At 70.0% G+C, this 15,058-nt stretch carries 11 protein-coding genes and 1 pseudogene; 2 read left to right on the plus strand and 10 right to left on the minus strand.

Features of this window, described 5'->3' with window-relative positions; translation table 11 throughout:
* Window positions 1–13: 13 nt before the first annotated feature.
* The 9 genes from MZV50_RS21980 to MZV50_RS22020 form a co-directional block, all read right to left on the minus strand.
* A complete protein-coding gene (locus tag MZV50_RS21980) occupies window positions 14–973 on the minus strand; it encodes an aspartyl/asparaginyl beta-hydroxylase domain-containing protein (protein WP_252631461.1) in 960 nt (319 codons plus the stop codon).
* A 3-nt stretch (window positions 974–976) separates the two neighbouring features.
* Window positions 977–2,881: a tetratricopeptide repeat-containing sulfotransferase family protein gene (locus tag MZV50_RS21985; RefSeq protein WP_252631462.1), complete on the minus strand. Its 1,905-nt coding sequence runs from the start codon at window positions 2,879–2,881 to the stop codon at window positions 977–979.
* Complete coding sequence (locus MZV50_RS21990) at window positions 2,878–3,492, minus strand: aspartyl/asparaginyl beta-hydroxylase domain-containing protein (RefSeq protein ID WP_252631463.1); 615 nt, start codon at window positions 3,490–3,492, stop codon at window positions 2,878–2,880. The genes MZV50_RS21985 and MZV50_RS21990 overlap by 4 nt, the downstream gene beginning before the upstream one ends.
* Window positions 3,489–4,127, minus strand: coding sequence for a sulfotransferase family 2 domain-containing protein (locus MZV50_RS21995; RefSeq protein ID WP_252631464.1), 639 nt, complete (start codon window positions 4,125–4,127; stop codon window positions 3,489–3,491). The genes MZV50_RS21990 and MZV50_RS21995 overlap by 4 nt, the downstream gene beginning before the upstream one ends.
* A gap of 69 nt (window positions 4,128–4,196) precedes the next feature.
* Entirely contained in the window at window positions 4,197–6,998 is a 2,802-nt protein-coding gene (locus tag MZV50_RS22000; protein ID WP_252631465.1) for a TonB-dependent receptor, read from the minus strand.
* A gap of 204 nt (window positions 6,999–7,202) precedes the next feature.
* Complete coding sequence (gene phnX, locus MZV50_RS22005; RefSeq protein ID WP_289781886.1) at window positions 7,203–8,024, minus strand: phosphonoacetaldehyde hydrolase; 822 nt, start codon at window positions 8,022–8,024, stop codon at window positions 7,203–7,205.
* Window positions 8,021–9,163, minus strand: a complete 1,143-nt coding sequence (locus tag MZV50_RS22010; protein ID WP_252631467.1) for a TIGR03364 family FAD-dependent oxidoreductase — start codon at window positions 9,161–9,163, stop codon at window positions 8,021–8,023. The genes phnX and MZV50_RS22010 overlap by 4 nt, the downstream gene beginning before the upstream one ends.
* A 9-nt stretch (window positions 9,164–9,172) precedes the next feature.
* Window positions 9,173–10,501 (minus strand): DUF5690 family protein, encoded by a 1,329-nt coding sequence (locus tag MZV50_RS22015; protein ID WP_252631468.1) that lies wholly within the window; start codon window positions 10,499–10,501, stop codon window positions 9,173–9,175.
* Between the two features lie 79 nt (window positions 10,502–10,580).
* Window positions 10,581–11,300, minus strand: a complete 720-nt coding sequence (locus MZV50_RS22020; RefSeq protein ID WP_252631469.1) for a UTRA domain-containing protein — start codon at window positions 11,298–11,300, stop codon at window positions 10,581–10,583.
* A gap of 182 nt (window positions 11,301–11,482) precedes the next feature.
* Here MZV50_RS22020 and MZV50_RS22025 point away from each other — a divergent pair.
* Both MZV50_RS22025 and MZV50_RS22030 read left to right on the plus strand, forming a co-directional pair.
* Window positions 11,483–13,602: pseudogene (locus MZV50_RS22025) on the plus strand (phosphocholine-specific phospholipase C).
* 31 nt (window positions 13,603–13,633) lie between these two features.
* Window positions 13,634–14,194, plus strand: a complete 561-nt coding sequence (locus tag MZV50_RS22030) for an HD domain-containing protein (protein ID WP_252631470.1) — start codon at window positions 13,634–13,636, stop codon at window positions 14,192–14,194.
* 19 nt (window positions 14,195–14,213) lie between these two features.
* Here the strand turns inward: MZV50_RS22030 and MZV50_RS22035 are convergent, their stop codons facing one another.
* The gene (locus tag MZV50_RS22035; protein WP_252631471.1) at window positions 14,214–14,969 is read right to left on the minus strand and encodes a DeoR/GlpR family DNA-binding transcription regulator; all 756 of its coding nucleotides are present in this window, start codon (window positions 14,967–14,969) and stop codon (window positions 14,214–14,216) included.
* Between the last annotated feature and the right edge of the window lie 89 nt (window positions 14,970–15,058).

Here is a 15,058-nt window from a genome sequence, read left to right on the forward strand (position 1 = left end):
CGCGCGCTCGGCCTCACGCGCCGGGCGGAGAGGCGGTGTCGGCGACGAGGTGCTGCAGCACACGCTTTTCCAGGACGTGCAGGGCGCTGACGGCGTTGCCGCGCATGATCACGCCCTCGGCCAGCGGCTTGACGGCCTCGTGCACGGCGCGGGCCAGGCGCAGGAAGTCGGCGCGCTCGCGCCCGTCGACGCCGTGCAGCGCGCACAGCTGGCGCCAGTCGAACACGAAGCTCTCCAGCAGCTTGCCGAACCGCGCGGCTCGGTCCCGGGTCTCGGCGGTGTCGGTGGCCATCGTCAGCTCCCCGCGAAGATCGTCGACCAGCCACTGCACCTCGGCGGCGGGCATCACCGGCGAGCGGGGATTGGCCTCGGTCAGGAGTTCGGGGCCGTCGCCGGGCGTCCAGGCCAGGGTCCGCCACTGCTCGCGCGGCGGCGTCGGCCCGCAGGCCAACCGCCAGAACGCCGCCGTGCCGGTGGTGTCCGCCACGAGGTGGATGCGCGCCTGGCAGGCGTTGTTCTCGACGTGGTGGCGACGCCAGTTGTCGAAGATCCAGGCCTCGCCGGCGGCCATGTGCACCGACTGCCCGTCGCAGTGGAAGCGCACCGGCGGCTGGGTGAAGACCGGGATGTGCACCCGTACCCGCGTGTGCCAGTGATAGTTGATGTCGGCATGCTCGGGCACGCGCCCGCCGGGCGCCAGGCGCATCAGCCGCGAGCGGCTCCACACCACGCCGAAGCTCGCCAGAACCCGTTGCGCGTAGGGCATGGCCTCAAGCCAGGGCGTCGGCAGCATCTGGCCGTGGACCGCGTCGGTCTCGGCCCCGCCGGCGCTGATCAGCCGCGCGGCGCTGTTGCCGGGCGCCTGGTCGGGGTGGGCCACCCAGGCCGCGTCGGGCAGCGCCGCGACCTCGGCCTGCAGGCGCGCGGCGTCGAAGAGCACCGGAAGCTGGAAGAAGGGGCGCGACAGCCGCATGGTTCAGTCCCTATAGCCGGTCGCGGCGTCACCCAGCGCGTCCCGAAGCGGCGCCAGCCAGGGCGCATAGCGCCGCCATTGGGTGAGGCCCTCGCGGCCGATGGGCTGGCGCACCTGCTCGGAACTGGGCGTCCGGATGCTGCGCCGGGTCTGGTGGAAGGCCAGGCAGGCCGGCTCGAACGGCAATCCGCAATGCGCCAGCATGCGCCGCACGCCGCCGTCCAGGTCGTCGACCACCTCCTCGTAGGACACGCGCAGCGCCCGCCCCGGCAGCACCCGATCCCAGTGCCGCATCAGGTCGAGATAGACCCGGTAGTAGCGGGCCATGTCGCCCTCGCCATAGGTGAATTCCTGATGGGTCCCGCCGAACAGCTGCTTGAGATTGCTGAAGCCGCAGGCCATCGGCTCGCGCCGCGCGTCGATGATCGTCGCGCGCGGCAAGATCAGCTGGATCAGGCCGATGTGCCAGAAATTGTTCGGCATCTTGTCGATGAAGACCGGCCGCCCCAGCCGACGATAGATCTGGGTCTCCGCCAGGAAGCGCTGGCCCAGGTCCCTCGCCTCCGTGGCCGTCAGGCGTAGCAGCGCCTCGGGCTCCAGCGGCAGGCCGCAGTCCGGATCGAGACCGCAGAGTTCGCCGGCGTAGCGGCCGATCTGGGTCAGCTCCTGGGTGCCCTCGACGCGCGAATGCGAGGCCAGGATCTGCTCGAACAGGGTCGAGCCCGAACGCGGTAGGCCCAGGATGAAGATCGGCGCGGGATCGGTCGCGCCCCAGCCGGCGCGCTCGGCGAAGACCTCGGCGGTGAACACCGACATCAGGCGCTCGGCGCAGGCTTCCGCGACCTCCGGACGCCAGCGGCCCAGCGCCCGGCGGGCCGCGTTGCCACGCGCGTACTGCTCCCACGAGGCCTGGTAGTCGCCCAGGTCCTCCAGGGCCTTGCCCAGGGCGAAGGACAGATAGACGCGGTCCATGTCCTGGAGACCCGGCCGGGCCAGCGCGGCCCGCAGGCGCGCGACGTCGTCGTCGCTGAAGCGGTAGGTCTTGAGGTTGGCGAGACTGAACCAGGCCACGCCGTTGTCCGGCCGCGCGGCCAGCGAGGCGCGATAGTCGGCGATGGCCTCGGCCCGCCGGCCGGTGACCTTCAGGGCGTTGGCCCGCCACAGGCGCAGGTCCGCGACCTCCTCGCCGAACGGCGGCTGGTCGGCCAGCAGCCGAGCGTAGAGATCCACCACCGGCTCGTGGTCGCCCAGGGCGATGCAGGCCGCGCCGTACTGCTTGAGGTAGTCGCGGTTTTGCGGATCGCGCTCCAGAAGGCGCTCGACTTCCCGCCGCGCCGGCGCCGGCTTCTGCCCTCGCAGCAACACCATGGCGTAGTCGAAGCGCGCGGCGTCGTAGTCGGGCGCGCGCGTCAGCACCACCGACAGCAGCGCCTCGGCCTCGTCGAGGTCGTCGCGGTCCGCGCGGATCCGCGCCAGCAGGCGCAGGGCGCCGACATTGCCGGCGTCCTCGCGCAGATAGTCCCGCAGGATGTCCTCCGCCGGCGCCAGGTCGCCATCGGCGTGAAGGCTGTTGGCGACCACGATCTCGGCGGGTAGCTGCTTCAGCATCGCCAGCTGACGACCCGCCGCGTCGGCCTGGGCGGCGTCGCCCCGCAGGCGGTGGAGCCGTTCCAGCATGTCCCAGCTGGCCGGCAAGGTCGGGTTCAGGCGCACCGCCTCGCGCAGCGCGTCGATGGCCGCGGGCCCGTCGCGCAGCAGCACATGGCAGTGGCCGCGCTCCTGGAAGAGGCGGCTGAACCGGGGATGCAGCGCCTCCAGCCGCGCCAGCGTGGCCAGGGCGTCCGCGACCCTTTGCTGGCCGCGCAGGTCCCGGGCCTCCCGCAACAGGGCGTCGCGCTCGCCGTTCACCGCGCCGCGCCCGCCAGCAGCGGCGCCAGCCAGTCCGGATCCGGCTGGTCGGCGTCGTAATATTCGAAGATCAGATGGATGCGGTCCGTGGCGCCGTCGTTGCGCACCCCGTGCGGGCCCAGGTTGTCGACCTCCACCGCCTCGCCGATCGGGAAACGCCGCGCCGCGCCGCCGAAGAAGCAGACCACATCGGGATTGGTCGTCAGCGGCACGTGGATCTTGTGGGGCCACCGGGCCGCCGGATTGGCGTCGATGTGCGGATGGATCACCCCGCCCGGCGGCATGGCGGCCAGCATCACGCGCGGAAAGACGCCGCGCTCATAGCCGTAGCCACGCACCGCCTGGGCCAGCACCGGCTCCAGCAGATCGCGCCATCGGCCCCAGGCCGGGCGATCGTGCGAGCCCCGCCAGTCGAGCGGGCTGTCGATGAAGCGAAAGACGATGTGGCGGGTCGCGCCCAAGGCTTCGAACCTGTTGGGCTTGCCGGCGTTCTCGGCCGCCCAGACCGCCTCGGGGATCGCCAGCACCGCCGCGCGCAAGGCGGCGATGTCGACCGGGCCCAGCGAGCGGATCGTCGTCGTCTTGCGCGGATTGGCGGCGGGCCCGTTCATCGCGGCCCCTCGAAGTCGTAGCCGAAAAGCTCCAGGTCCTGGGCGTAGCGCGCGGCGACGCCGTCGATCAGAACCTGGTCGTAATAGGCGCGATAGTCGCCGTGCTTGGTGCCGTTGACGCGGTCCAGCGGACGCGACGTCAGGCCGATCCGCGCGCAGATGGCGTCATACGACCCCTGCATGTCCTCGACCCGGCCGACCGTGTCGGCCAGCAGGGACGTGCCGTCCTCATCGACCAGCAGAGTGGCTTGCGGCTGGAACAGGATGTGCTGCTCCGGCGGCGCCGCGAACAGGAAGTGACGCATCACCTCGCGCGGCCGCCGCTGGAAGTCGTCGCCCCCGCGCAGCATGAAGGCGCAGTACGAGACGAAGCGGTCGAACGGGTTGCGCACAAAGGCGAACTTGAAATAGCCCGCGAAGGCCTCGTCGCCGACGTAAGGCCGCACCTGGCGCAGCGACAGGTGGCCATGCCGGATCGCCGCCAGGTCCGCCCATGGAAAGCGCTTGTCGACGAACAGCCCCACCTGCTCGACATCGCCGTCGCCCAGCTGCTCGCGCAGCGCCTGCCGCACGGCGTGGGTGCCGGTCTTCGGGACGGCGGCGAAGATGAAGCGGTGGCGGTGAGAGACGATCATGCTTCAGATCACACGGAACAGGCGCCCGCCTCCGGAGGAGACGGGCGCCCTGTCTAGCGTGCGCTCATGTCAGAACTTGTAGCTGAGCCCGACCATGTAGGTCGTGCCGCTCTGGTTCTGGTTATAGAGGTAGCGGTTCTGGCCCCAGAACTGGGTGTCCTTCTCGTTGGTGAGATTGACCGCGTTCAGCGAGGCCTGAAGCGTGTCGGTGATGTTGAAGAAGGCCGAGGCGTCCACATAGGTCGAGCCCTCGAAACCCCGCGTGCTGGCGCTCATGGGGCTGTCGCTGCGCCCGGTGTACCAGCGCGTGCGATGGCTCAGCGAGCCGCGCAGGCCCCATCGATCGGTCTCGTAGTAGAGGGTGGCGTTGTAGCTGGTCTTGGAGATGCCGGTCAGCGCTTCATCGGCGTCCACATAGGTGTAGTTGGCCACCACGCCCAACTTGTCGAACGGCGCCGGCAGGAAGGAGAACTCGGTCTGAGCCGCCAGCTCGACCCCGGTCAGCTTCTTGCTGCCCTTGACGTTGATCGGCATCGAGAACTCCGAGACGATGGTGTTGGCCGTCGCCCCCGGAATGGTCGTGTACGGAACGCCTGTCTCGCTGAACGGAACGTTCTCGAGGGTCAGCGAGCCGATGAAGTTCTTGATGTCCTTCTGGAACACGCTGGCCGACAGCAGGCCCACCTTGCCGAAGTAGTACTCCACCGACACGTCCAGCGTGGTGTCCTTGTAGGGCTTGAGGTTCGGGTTGCCGCGCGAGGCGGTGATCTCGCCGCTGTCCTCGTTCTTGAACGCGCTGCCCTCGGCCGCCATCGAGCCCATGCCCGGACGGTTCAGGTTCTGGGTGGCCGAGAAGCGCACCAGCACCTCCGGCGTCAGCTCCAGCACCGAGTTCATGGCCGGCAGGACGCCCGAATAGCTGCCCTTCACGTCGGTCGTGCCCAGATAGGCATAGCTGTCGCCCTGGATCCAGCCGGTGCTGTGGGTGTCGGTCTGGTAGCCGCGCAGGCCGATATTGCCGCGGAAGCGCTTGCCGAAGAGATCGGTGTCCCAATCGGCCTGCACATATTCGGACACGGTCTTTTCCGAGGTCTCGTAGACGTTCTCGATGTCCTGGAGCGCCCCGCCCGTGCCGTCGATGTTCTTCTCGAGGCGATGGTATTCCTTGTACTTGGCGAAGGCCTTGGCGTAGTCGCCGATCAGCCACGAGCCGAACTTGTTGCTGAACACCGAGGTGACGTCGGCGACGGCGGTGCCGCGCATCTTCGACCGGGTGCCGTTGACGTTGTCGTCGTAGAACAGGTCGCGGCCGCCCTGCGAGAAGCGGTGATAGGCCGCCCCGGCGCGCAGCGTGAACACGTCGGTCAGCTCGTAGCGGGCGTTCAGCACGCCCTCGCGCAGCTCCGATTCATTGTTGAAGCTGCGATAGTAGAACGAGTCCATCGCGTAGTTGGCGGGGTTGGTCGCGTCCCAGCCCGGATACTGGAACGAAGCCGACTGGCCGTCCGCGCCGTAGTTGGCGATCAGGTTGCCCTTGGCGCGCATGTACAGCTTGTCGTCGTAGGGCGTCTTGTAGGTCGACTTCTCGTAGCCGACGTGCCCGTCGATCGAGAGGCGGTCGGACGCGTCCCACTTGCCGGTCAGGGCCAGCTGGTTGAAGCGGTTCTTGTTCAGCGACCGGCGATGCTCGCTGCCGAACGTCGTGCCGGTCACGTCGGTCATGGTGACGTAGTTGTTCTTGTCCCAGGCCAGGTTGTTGATCACCGAGCCCTTCTGGAACGCGGCCGGCCAGACGCCGCCGGCGGGGGTGTCGAACGCGACCGAGCCGTCGGAGGCCAGCGGTCGCGTGGCCAGGTGCAGTTCGTCGCGATGCGTCGTGAACCGGCCGTGCAGGGCGTCCAGCGTCAGCAGGAGGTTGTCGACCGGCTTCCACTGCAGCGCCGCCGTCACGCCCAGGCGCTCCAGCTTCGCGTCCCACGAGGAGATGCGGTTGCCGTCGGCGAACACCAGGTCGCCGGACAGGAACTTGGCCTGTTGCGCGGCGCTCAGCTTGGAGATGTCCAGGCCCTTGGCGACCAGCGCCTTCATGGTGTCGGCGTCGGGCTGGTCGTAGTTGTAGGTGTTGTGACCCTGCTCGGTGGTCTCGCGCTTGCCGTAGGCGACCGAGACCAGCGCGCCGAACCGGTTGTCCCAGTTGTGGCTGAACAGGGCGGCGATGCGCGGCTGCGCGTCCTTGGTGTACTGGTTGGTGCCGACCTTGACCGACAGGGCTCCCTTGGAGCCCGTCGCGTAGTCGAAGGGCTTGCCGGTGAACAGGCCGACCGTGCCGGCCATGCCGCCTTCGTTCTGGGCCGCCTGGAAGGTCTTCTCGACCTCGACCCGCGAGAACAGCTCCGAGGCGAAGATGTTGAAGTCGAAGGCGCGATCGCGCGAGCGCTGGCCGCGGCTGTCCTGGGCGGAGTCGACATTGCCCAGCACTTCCATGCCGTTCAGCTGGACGCGGGCGAAATCGGGGCCCAGGCCGCGCAGCGAGATGCGCCGGCCTTCGCCGGCTTCACGGTTGATCTGCACGCCCGGCAGGCGCTGCAGCGACTCGGCCAGGTTCAGCTCCGGGAACTTGGCCATGTCCTCGGCGACGATGGCGTCCTTCTGGATGACCGAGTCGCGCTTGATGGCGCGCGCGTCGCTCAGCGACTTGCGGTAGCCGGTGACGACCACCTCGTCGACCTGGCTGCTGGCGGCCGCCTCGCCGGAGGCCTGCTGCGCGAAGGCGACCGATGAACTGGCGCCGACGACCAGCGCCGAAACGGTGGCCAGCAAAAGACCCTTGCGGTCCGGACGCGCGGTCCGGACGGGATAGTATTTCGACATGAGAGTTCCCCTGCCCTCGAAACTGGTATGGACCAGTCAGGTTAGAGCAGCCTGTGGCGACACCTGCGTGACAGTTCCGGCTCGGAACAGGAATTTCTCCATTCCGCGATGCCGTTGACAAACCGAGGGTTGAATCGATGTCGCGCGGCCACGGGACCACGCGCGTCGGGCGCGGTTTGGACTATACCAAATCCGGAGCAGCCGTTAGGGCCGCTCGCCCTGCCGGATCCGCGCCTGGAGGCTCGCCAGAACGGGACCCAGGTCCGCGACGCTTTCGACGACATAGTGCGCGCCGGCGTCCTGGAGGGCCTTGGCCGACGACGCGATTCGCGCGGCGCGTTCGGCGGCGGGCAGGATCGCCAGGGCCGCCGCGTCCAGGCCGACGCCGTTGCCCGAGGCCGACAGGCCGACCGTCCAGGCGCCGGCCTCCAGCCCCTCGCCGATCCCGACGACGGCGTCGTCGACCTTGACGCAGGCGCGGGCGGGCCAGGCGCCCAGGGCGACCAGAGCCTTCCACATCATCAGCGGCGACGGCCGGCCATGGGCCGTCTCGCCGGCGCAGACCACCACGTCGGGCGCATAGCCCTGCTCGGCCGCCAGCGGCAGGATGTCGGCCATCATCGGACGGGTGTAGCCGGTGGTGGAGCCGATCTTCACGCCGCCGGCCCTCAGGTCGGCGACCAGCTCGGCCGCGCCGGGGATCAGCCGGGCGCAGTCGCGGGCGGCCGCGCGCATCCTGGGCTCTACGGCGTCGTGCAGGCGGTCGACGTCGGCCTCGGTCGGGGCCGCGCCGCGGCGCTCAGCCCACAGGCCGGCGATGCGCGGCATAGCCAACAGGGCCCGCACGTGATCGCGCTTGGCCTTGCCCATGTCGGCGCGCGCCTCGGCCTCGGAGATGGCGACCCCCGCCTCGGCGAAGACCTCCCGCAGGGCCAGCACGGGCGCGCGGCAGCCGAAGTCGATCATGGTCCCGGCCCAGTCGAAGACGACGGCCGCAATGGCGCTGGGGGCGGGAGCTTGGGTCACGCGGCGACTCCCGTGTGCGGACGATCATAGAGACCGGCGATCACGTCCTCGGCCAGACCGAAGGCCGTCGAGGCGCCGGTCCCGCCGGTCACGGTCACCAGCCGCACGCGCGGCGCCGGGGCCTCAACCAGGCTGTGGCGATCGGCCGAGGCGTAGGTGCCGGTCCAGCGCTCCAGCACCGGCGGGGCGGCCTGGCCGAACACCGCCTGGAACTCGTCGAGGATCAGGGCGTCGACGTCGTCGCGGACGAAGGGATCGGGCGTGGCGGCGTAGTGGTGGCTGTCGCCGACCACCAGCGAGCCGTCGGCGCTCTGCACCACGATCAGGTGGACGCCGTGCTGCAGGTGGGCGGCCTGCTCGGCCTCCAGCCGCGCGCGCAGGGCGGCCGTTTCCGGCAGGGCGGCGTAGCCGAGATAGCGGACCAGCCCCAGATCGGACATCACCGGCGCGGGCAGCCGCCAGCCCGGATCGGCCAGGCGCAGCATCTGCAGCTTGCAGCGCGTCACCTCGGCCTCGGCGAAGCGGTCGGGGAACAGGGTGACCAGGTCGTCGCCGGGACAGACCACGATCGTCTCGGCCCGGATGACGCCGGCCGAGGTTTCCAGCCGCCCGGTCTCCACGCCGCGGACCGCGACGCCGCGCAGGAAGGCGACGCCGTGGGCCTTGCCCAGCCAGGCGGCCAGGCGCGGAATGGCGGTGCGGGACTCGACGCGCAGGTCGACGGCGCTGGTCAGGGCGCCGAGCGCCTGGCCCTGGCCCTGGCCCGGAAGCCGTTCGCCCAGATCGGCGGCCTCGCGCCAGGCGCAGCCCTCGGCCATTTCGGTCTGAAGGAACGCCTCCAGCACGGCCTTGGCCTCGGGGCGACGGGCGACCATGGTCAGGCCGCGCTGCAGGACCTCGATCCCGGCCGGGCCGGCGACCTCGTTCCAGACCTGCGCCGAGCGGCGCGCGCGGCGCCACACCTCGCCGCGCGTCTGGCCCGTGACCGTCACGAAGCCGAAGTTGCGCACCGAGGCGCCGTTGGCCTGGGCGTCGCGGTCGATCACCACGACGCGCTTGCCCAGGCGCGCGGCGGCCAGGGCGTGGGCCAGGCCCACTACGCCCGCGCCGACCACGGCCAGATCGAAGGAGGTCTCCATGGCCGCGCTCTAGGGCTCGACGACCTGGCCGGCGGCGAAGCCCGCCGCGTCCCGCCCCGCCGGCGCCGCCTCGCGCCGACGCAGGAAGTACGCGCCCGCCAGGATCGTGCAGACCGCGCCGACAGCGCTGGTCGCGTAGATGCTGTCGACGAAGAAGCCCAGCCAGTCGAGGTCGACCATGGCGAAGTTGCGCCAGACCAGCAGGGCGACGCTGCCCAGATAGCCCGAGGCGTCGGCCACGTAGATCAGGAATCCCGCCGTGCCGACCCGGCCGCTGAAGGCGATCATCCGGTCGAACAGCATGGCGTTGAACGGGGTGTAGGCCATGTAGAGGCCCGCGCCGGTCAGGATCATCCAGCTCAACGGCGCCAGCAGATGGGCCTGGAAAGCCAGGGTCGCCGCGCCCAGCAGCAGGAAGCCGGCCAGGATCACGCCGTGCATGACCAGCAGGGCCCGCAGGTTGTCGCGCACCAGCATCACCGCGCCCATCACCACCAACGAGACCACGGCGACCGGCAGTTCGCTGGCCGTGAAGACGCCCGACGCCTCGCCGAAGCCCAGCGCCGTCCAGATCTCGGCCGCGAAGTTGTCGCGGAAGTCGCGCAGGGCCGTCAGCAGCACATAGGCCAAGACCAGCAGCACGATGCCCGGCGCGTAGCGGGCCAGGAAGGCGCGGCGCTGGCTCAGGTCCATCGGCTCGCGGCGCACGCGGGCGGCCTCGTCGGCCAGGCTGGGCGGCGGCAACTGCACCAGGGCCCAGACCGAGATCGCCAGCAGCGGCATGAAGATCGCGCCGGTCGCGGCCGGCATCCAGAACGGCGAGACGTGCAGGTCGACCATCAGCCACTTGCCGACCGACTTCACCACGCCCGACGAGAGGATGAAGCTGGCGCAGAGGATCGAGCCCAGCACCTCGGAGGTGCGCCGCCCCTCCATGAAGCCGAACACCAGGCCCCAGATCATGCCCAGCGGCAGGCCGTTCAGGAACAGGGCGACGACGTTCCAGGGCGCGGGGATGACCGCGAAGGCCAGCAGGGCCACCCACGAAACGCCGATCAGGCCCAGGATCGCCACGCCGCGATGGCGGGGCGCGATCTCGGAGATCACCTTGACCCCGATCATCTTAGACAGGGCGTAGCCGGCGACCTGGGCCAGCACGAGGGCGATCTTGTAGTCGACCGCGAAATGCCAGCCCTCGACCGCGCCGAACGTCGCCGCCGCGAACGGCTTGCGAAAGGCGTACATCGAGAAATAGGCGCAGAAGCCGGCCAGACCCGCGAACAGGGTGAAGGCCAGCGGATTGGCCCGCTCCAGCCAGCGTCGAGGACCTGATGACATGGAAACGCCCCTTTGATGGAGCGTCCTGGTCTATACCACGCGGATGTCGGTTCGATGACGGCCGGCGGCCCGCGCGCGCCTATCGCACCCGGATGTCGACGCTGACCGTCAGCGCGTCGTGACGCCAGTATTCGCGGTCGAACTCGACCACGTTGCCCTGGGCGTCGTAGCAGACCCGGACCAGGCTCAGCCCCGGCAGGCCCGACTTGACCCTCAGGGCCTCGGCCTCGTCGCGGGTCAGGGCGCAGGGCCGCATGTCGACCTTGTTGCGCGCGACGCCGACGCCGTACACCGACTTGAGCACGCTGGTCAGCGAGCCGTTCAGGTCGTGCTCGATCAGGCCCGGCGCGCGGGCGGCGTCGACGATGATGCTCTCGATCAGCACGGCCCGGCCGTCGATCAGGCGCCGGCGGCGGATCCAGTACATCGGCGCGCCGACCGGCCGCGAGAAGATCTGGGCCAGCATGCCGTCGGCGACGATCTCGACCTTGCTCAGCGTCTCGGTCTCGGGCCGACGCCCCTGGGCCTCGACATAGGACATGAAGCCTTCCCAGCGGGTCGGATCATAGACGACCGGCGGCGGCGAGACGTACCAGCCGCTGCGGTCCTTGCGGTAGATGACCCCCTCGGCCTCCAGCTGGAACAAGGCCTCGCGGACGGTGCCGCGCGCCACGCCGCCGCCGGCCTGCAACTGGCGCTCGGACGGCAGGCGCTCGCCCGGCTTGAACTCGCCGCCGCTGATGCGCGCGGCGATGTCGTCGCGCACGCCGAGATACTGAAGACTATCGGGCTGCTGCATCGAACGACCTGACCAGCGGTCGAATCCCGCCACGCGCGAGGATGGGAGGGCGCTCCCTTAGGGTCAAGGAACAGGATCGGACTCTGGGCGGGCCAGCCTGATCCCGATCAAGTCGTCACGAAAATTTCGTCAAACCATTGCTCAATTTGGTCTATACCAAAATCAAGTTCTGGGAGTTGACCATGGCGACCGACCGCCGCTCTTTCCTGCGCGCCGCCGCCATGGGGGCCGCCTCCGGCCTGCTGCCGGCGACGGTCGCCAGGGCCATGGCCATCCCCGCGCGCCACCGCACCGGCACGATCATGGACGTCGAGCACGTGGTGATCTTCATGCAGGAGAACCGCGCCTTCGATCACTATTTCGGGGCGCTGAACGGCGTGCGCGGCCTGGGCGACCCGCGCCCGCAGCGCCTGCCCGGCGGCGCGTCGGTCTGGCGTCAGCCCAGCCAGGAGCACCCGGACGGCTTCGTCGCCCCGTTCCACGGCGACGCCTCGGCCACCAACGCCTACACGGTGGACGGCTCGGACCAGGGCCACCAGGCGGCCATCACCATCGTCAACGGCGGGCGCTACGACCAGTGGGGCCACTCGGGCGAGCTGCACAAGCGGATGGTCTATTACAAGGCCTCGGACCTGCCGTTCTACCACGCCCTGGCCAGCGCCTTCACGGTCTGCGACGCCTATCACTGCTCGACCCTGACCCAGACCTACCCGAACCGACTGCACCTTTGGACGGGCTGCAACGGCGGCGGCAAGGTCGGCGGCGACCCGGAGATGAGCAACTACGGCGAGGACGAGACGCCCAGCGCCGACATGGCCGAGGACAAGGTCATGGCCAACGGGCCGCACGACTGGACGACCTACGCCGAGCGGCTGCAGGCGGCCGGGATCAGCTGGAAGGTCTACCAGGAGTACGACAATTTCGGCGACAACATCCTGTCGGTGTTCAAGCCCTTCCGCCCGTGCGCCAAGGACTCCGAGCTCTATGCTCGCGGCCGCGCGTGGGTGGGCGAAGGCAAGGCCGATCCCGACCGCAAGCGCTCCGACGGCGAACAGCTGGTCGCGGCTTTCCGCGCCGACGTCGCCGCCGACCGCCTGCCCCAGGTCTCGTGGATCGTCACCGCCGCCGACCTGTCCGAACATCCGTCGGCCGAGCCGTCGAAGGGCGAGCACGTCTGCGCCGAGCTGATCAAGGCCCTGGTCGACCACCCCGAGGTGTTCGCCAAGACCGTCTTCATCGTCAACTACGACGAGGCCGGCGGCTTCTACGATCACATGCAGCCGCCCATGCCGCCGCTGACGCCCGAGCAGGGCTGGAGCTCGGTGCCGGTCGCAGGCGAGATCAAGGACTACGGCCAAGCCAACGAACACGCCAACAAGGGCGCCCATCCGCTGGGCCTAGGCATCCGCGTGCCGGCGATCATCGTGTCGCCCTGGAGCCGGGGCGGCTTCGTCTGTTCGGAAGTGTTCGACCACACCTCGACCCTGCGGTTCCTGGAGAAGCGCTTCGGGGTGCGCGAGGACAACATCAGCGACTGGCGGCGCACGGTCTGCGGCGACCTGACCTCGGCCTTCGACTTCGCCGCGCCCAACCGCGACTGGACGGCCCTGACCCTACCGGCCACCGCCGACTACATGCAGCGCGTGGCGCGCTCCAAGGCCGCGCCGACCTTGCGGATCCCCGAGCGGCAAGGCCCCTCGGCCCAGGACGGCCCCCAGCGCGGCGCGCGCGCCTGCCCTATCTGCTGTCGGCCGACGCCCGCGTCGAGAACGGCGGCCTATGGATCGACCTGGTCAACGCCGGCCGGGCGGGCGCGGTGTTCCAGGTCTTCGACAACACCGACCGCGACGGCCCCTGGCGCTTCACCCTGGCGGCCGGCCAGCGGTACGCGGCGGGACACTGGAACAAAGCCGGCCGCGCGCCGGGCCCCTATGACCTGACTGTGCACGGTCCGAACGGCATCTACCGCCGGTTCGCCGGGGACGCCTCGCGCGCCCAGCCGCGGGTCACCGTCGCCGCCGACGCGCGCTCGCGCCTGGTCGTCAGCCTGACCGGCGCGGGCGTGGCCAGCCTGGAGATGGCGCCGGACTATCCGCTGGCCGAGGGCGAGGCCCGCCAAGCCCTGACGCTGAAGCCCAGGGCCGTCGTCCGCTCGGTCTGGGACCTGCGCGGCAGCGACCACTGGTACGACCTGACCCTGACCCTGGCCGACGATCCCGCCTTCACCCAGCGCCTGGCCGGACATCTCGAGACCGGCCGCGCCAGCCGCACCGATCCGGGGATCGGGCGCATGCGCCTTTAGCCCACGCCTCAACACTTCCGACGGATATTCGATGACCTCTCGTCCCGCGGCCGACGCTTTCGTGGCCGAGCTGACCGACCTGTTCACCCGCCTGGGAAATCTGCGCTACGGCGAGGACGTCTCCCAGATGGAGCACGCCCTCCAGACCGCCCACCACGCCAAGCTGGACGACGCGCCGCCGTCGCTGGTCGCCGCCGCCCTGCTGCACGACGTGGGCCACCTGCTGCAGAAGATCGGCGAGGACGCCGCCGACCACGGCGTCGATACCCGTCACGAGCACATCAGCGCCGGCTATCTGGCCCGCGCCTTCGGCCCCGAGGTCACCGAACCGATCCGCCTGCATGTGGCGGCAAAGCGCTACCGGGTGGCGGTCGATCCGGCCTATCTGGACCGCCTCAGCCGCGCCTCGCTACAGAGCCTGGCCCTGCAGGGCGGCCCGATGAGCCCGGACGAGGTCGAGGACTTCCTGGCCAATCCCTGGGCGCCTAGCGCGCTGCGCCTGCGCCAGTACGACGAGGCCGGAAAGGCCCCCGACGCCGACGTCGCCGCCTTCGCCACCTATCACGACCTGCTGCGCGACCTGATCGGCTAGGGCCAGGCGCGCCCGGCGCTCAGGCGACCACCACCTCGGCGTGGGAGAAGGCGTCCTGGAACGCCGGCGTCAGGGGGGCGTCGGTGACCAGGATGTCCACATCCGCCAGCGCGGCGGTATGGACCAGGCCGATCCGGCCGAACTTGCCCTGGTCGACCGCCAGCAGCACCCGGCTGGCGGTGGAATAGGCGATGCGGCTCATGATCGCCTCGGTAGGCGAATGGTCCATCAGCCCGTGTTCCACGCTGACCGCGCCGACGGTCAGGACCGACAGGCTGGGCCGGAAGCCGGCCAGGAAGTCCTGGGCGTGCCGGTCCGAAAAGGCCTGATAGGCCATGTTCAGTTCGCCGCCGGCCAGGAACAGCGTGTGCCCCCGGTCCTTGCGGACCGCCTGGGCCACGGCCAGCGAGTTGGTGATGATCTTAAGCTGGCGATGCTCGCCCAGCGCCTTGGCCACGAAGCACGAGGTCGAGCCGCTATCGAGGAACAGGGTGTCGCCGTCGGCGATGAACTTGACCACCGCCTCGGCGATGCGGGTCTTGCCCGCGACGTTCTTCTGCATGCGCAGGTCGAACGGGCCCTCGATCTCCTGGGGCGGCAGGCGGACCGCGCCGTGCAGGCGCACGATCGATCCCGCCTCCTCCATCACCCGCAGCTCGCGCCGGATCGTCTCCTCCGACACCGACAGCGTCTTGGCGATGTCGGCGATGGCGCGCGTCTGGTTGGGCTCCAGCAGGTTCAGGATGTCGCGCTGACGATCGTGGCGTTTCAGCATTCTGTTGTCCGTCTCCGTCGGCGACGACTCGCCGACCGGGTTTTCCGGAACACTATCGCTTGCGTTCCGGCGCATGAAGAGCGCCCCCG

Source organism: Caulobacter segnis, from assembly GCF_023935105.1.
GTDB lineage: Bacteria > Pseudomonadota > Alphaproteobacteria > Caulobacterales > Caulobacteraceae > Caulobacter > Caulobacter segnis_B.

Bases quoted from the DNA above. Each gene is read 5' to 3' on its own strand.
- MZV50_RS21980 (WP_252631461.1), bottom strand. From the start codon at position 973: ATGCGGCTGTCGCGCCCCTTCTTCCAGCTTCCGGTGCTCTTCGACGCC.
- MZV50_RS21990 (WP_252631463.1), bottom strand. From the start codon at position 3,492: ATGAACGGGCCCGCCGCCAATCCGCGCAAGACGACGACGATCCGCTCG.
- MZV50_RS21995 (WP_252631464.1), bottom strand. From the start codon at position 4,127: ATGATCGTCTCTCACCGCCACCGCTTCATCTTCGCCGCCGTCCCGAAG.
- MZV50_RS22000 (WP_252631465.1), bottom strand. From the start codon at position 6,998: ATGTCGAAATACTATCCCGTCCGGACCGCGCGTCCGGACCGCAAGGGT.
- MZV50_RS22010 (WP_252631467.1), bottom strand. From the start codon at position 9,163: ATGGAGACCTCCTTCGATCTGGCCGTGGTCGGCGCGGGCGTAGTGGGC.
- MZV50_RS22015 (WP_252631468.1), bottom strand. From the start codon at position 10,501: ATGTCATCAGGTCCTCGACGCTGGCTGGAGCGGGCCAATCCGCTGGCC.
- MZV50_RS22020 (WP_252631469.1), bottom strand. From the start codon at position 11,300: ATGCAGCAGCCCGATAGTCTTCAGTATCTCGGCGTGCGCGACGACATC.
- MZV50_RS22030 (WP_252631470.1), top strand. From the start codon at position 13,634: ATGACCTCTCGTCCCGCGGCCGACGCTTTCGTGGCCGAGCTGACCGAC.
- MZV50_RS22035 (WP_252631471.1), bottom strand. From the start codon at position 14,969: ATGCTGAAACGCCACGATCGTCAGCGCGACATCCTGAACCTGCTGGAG.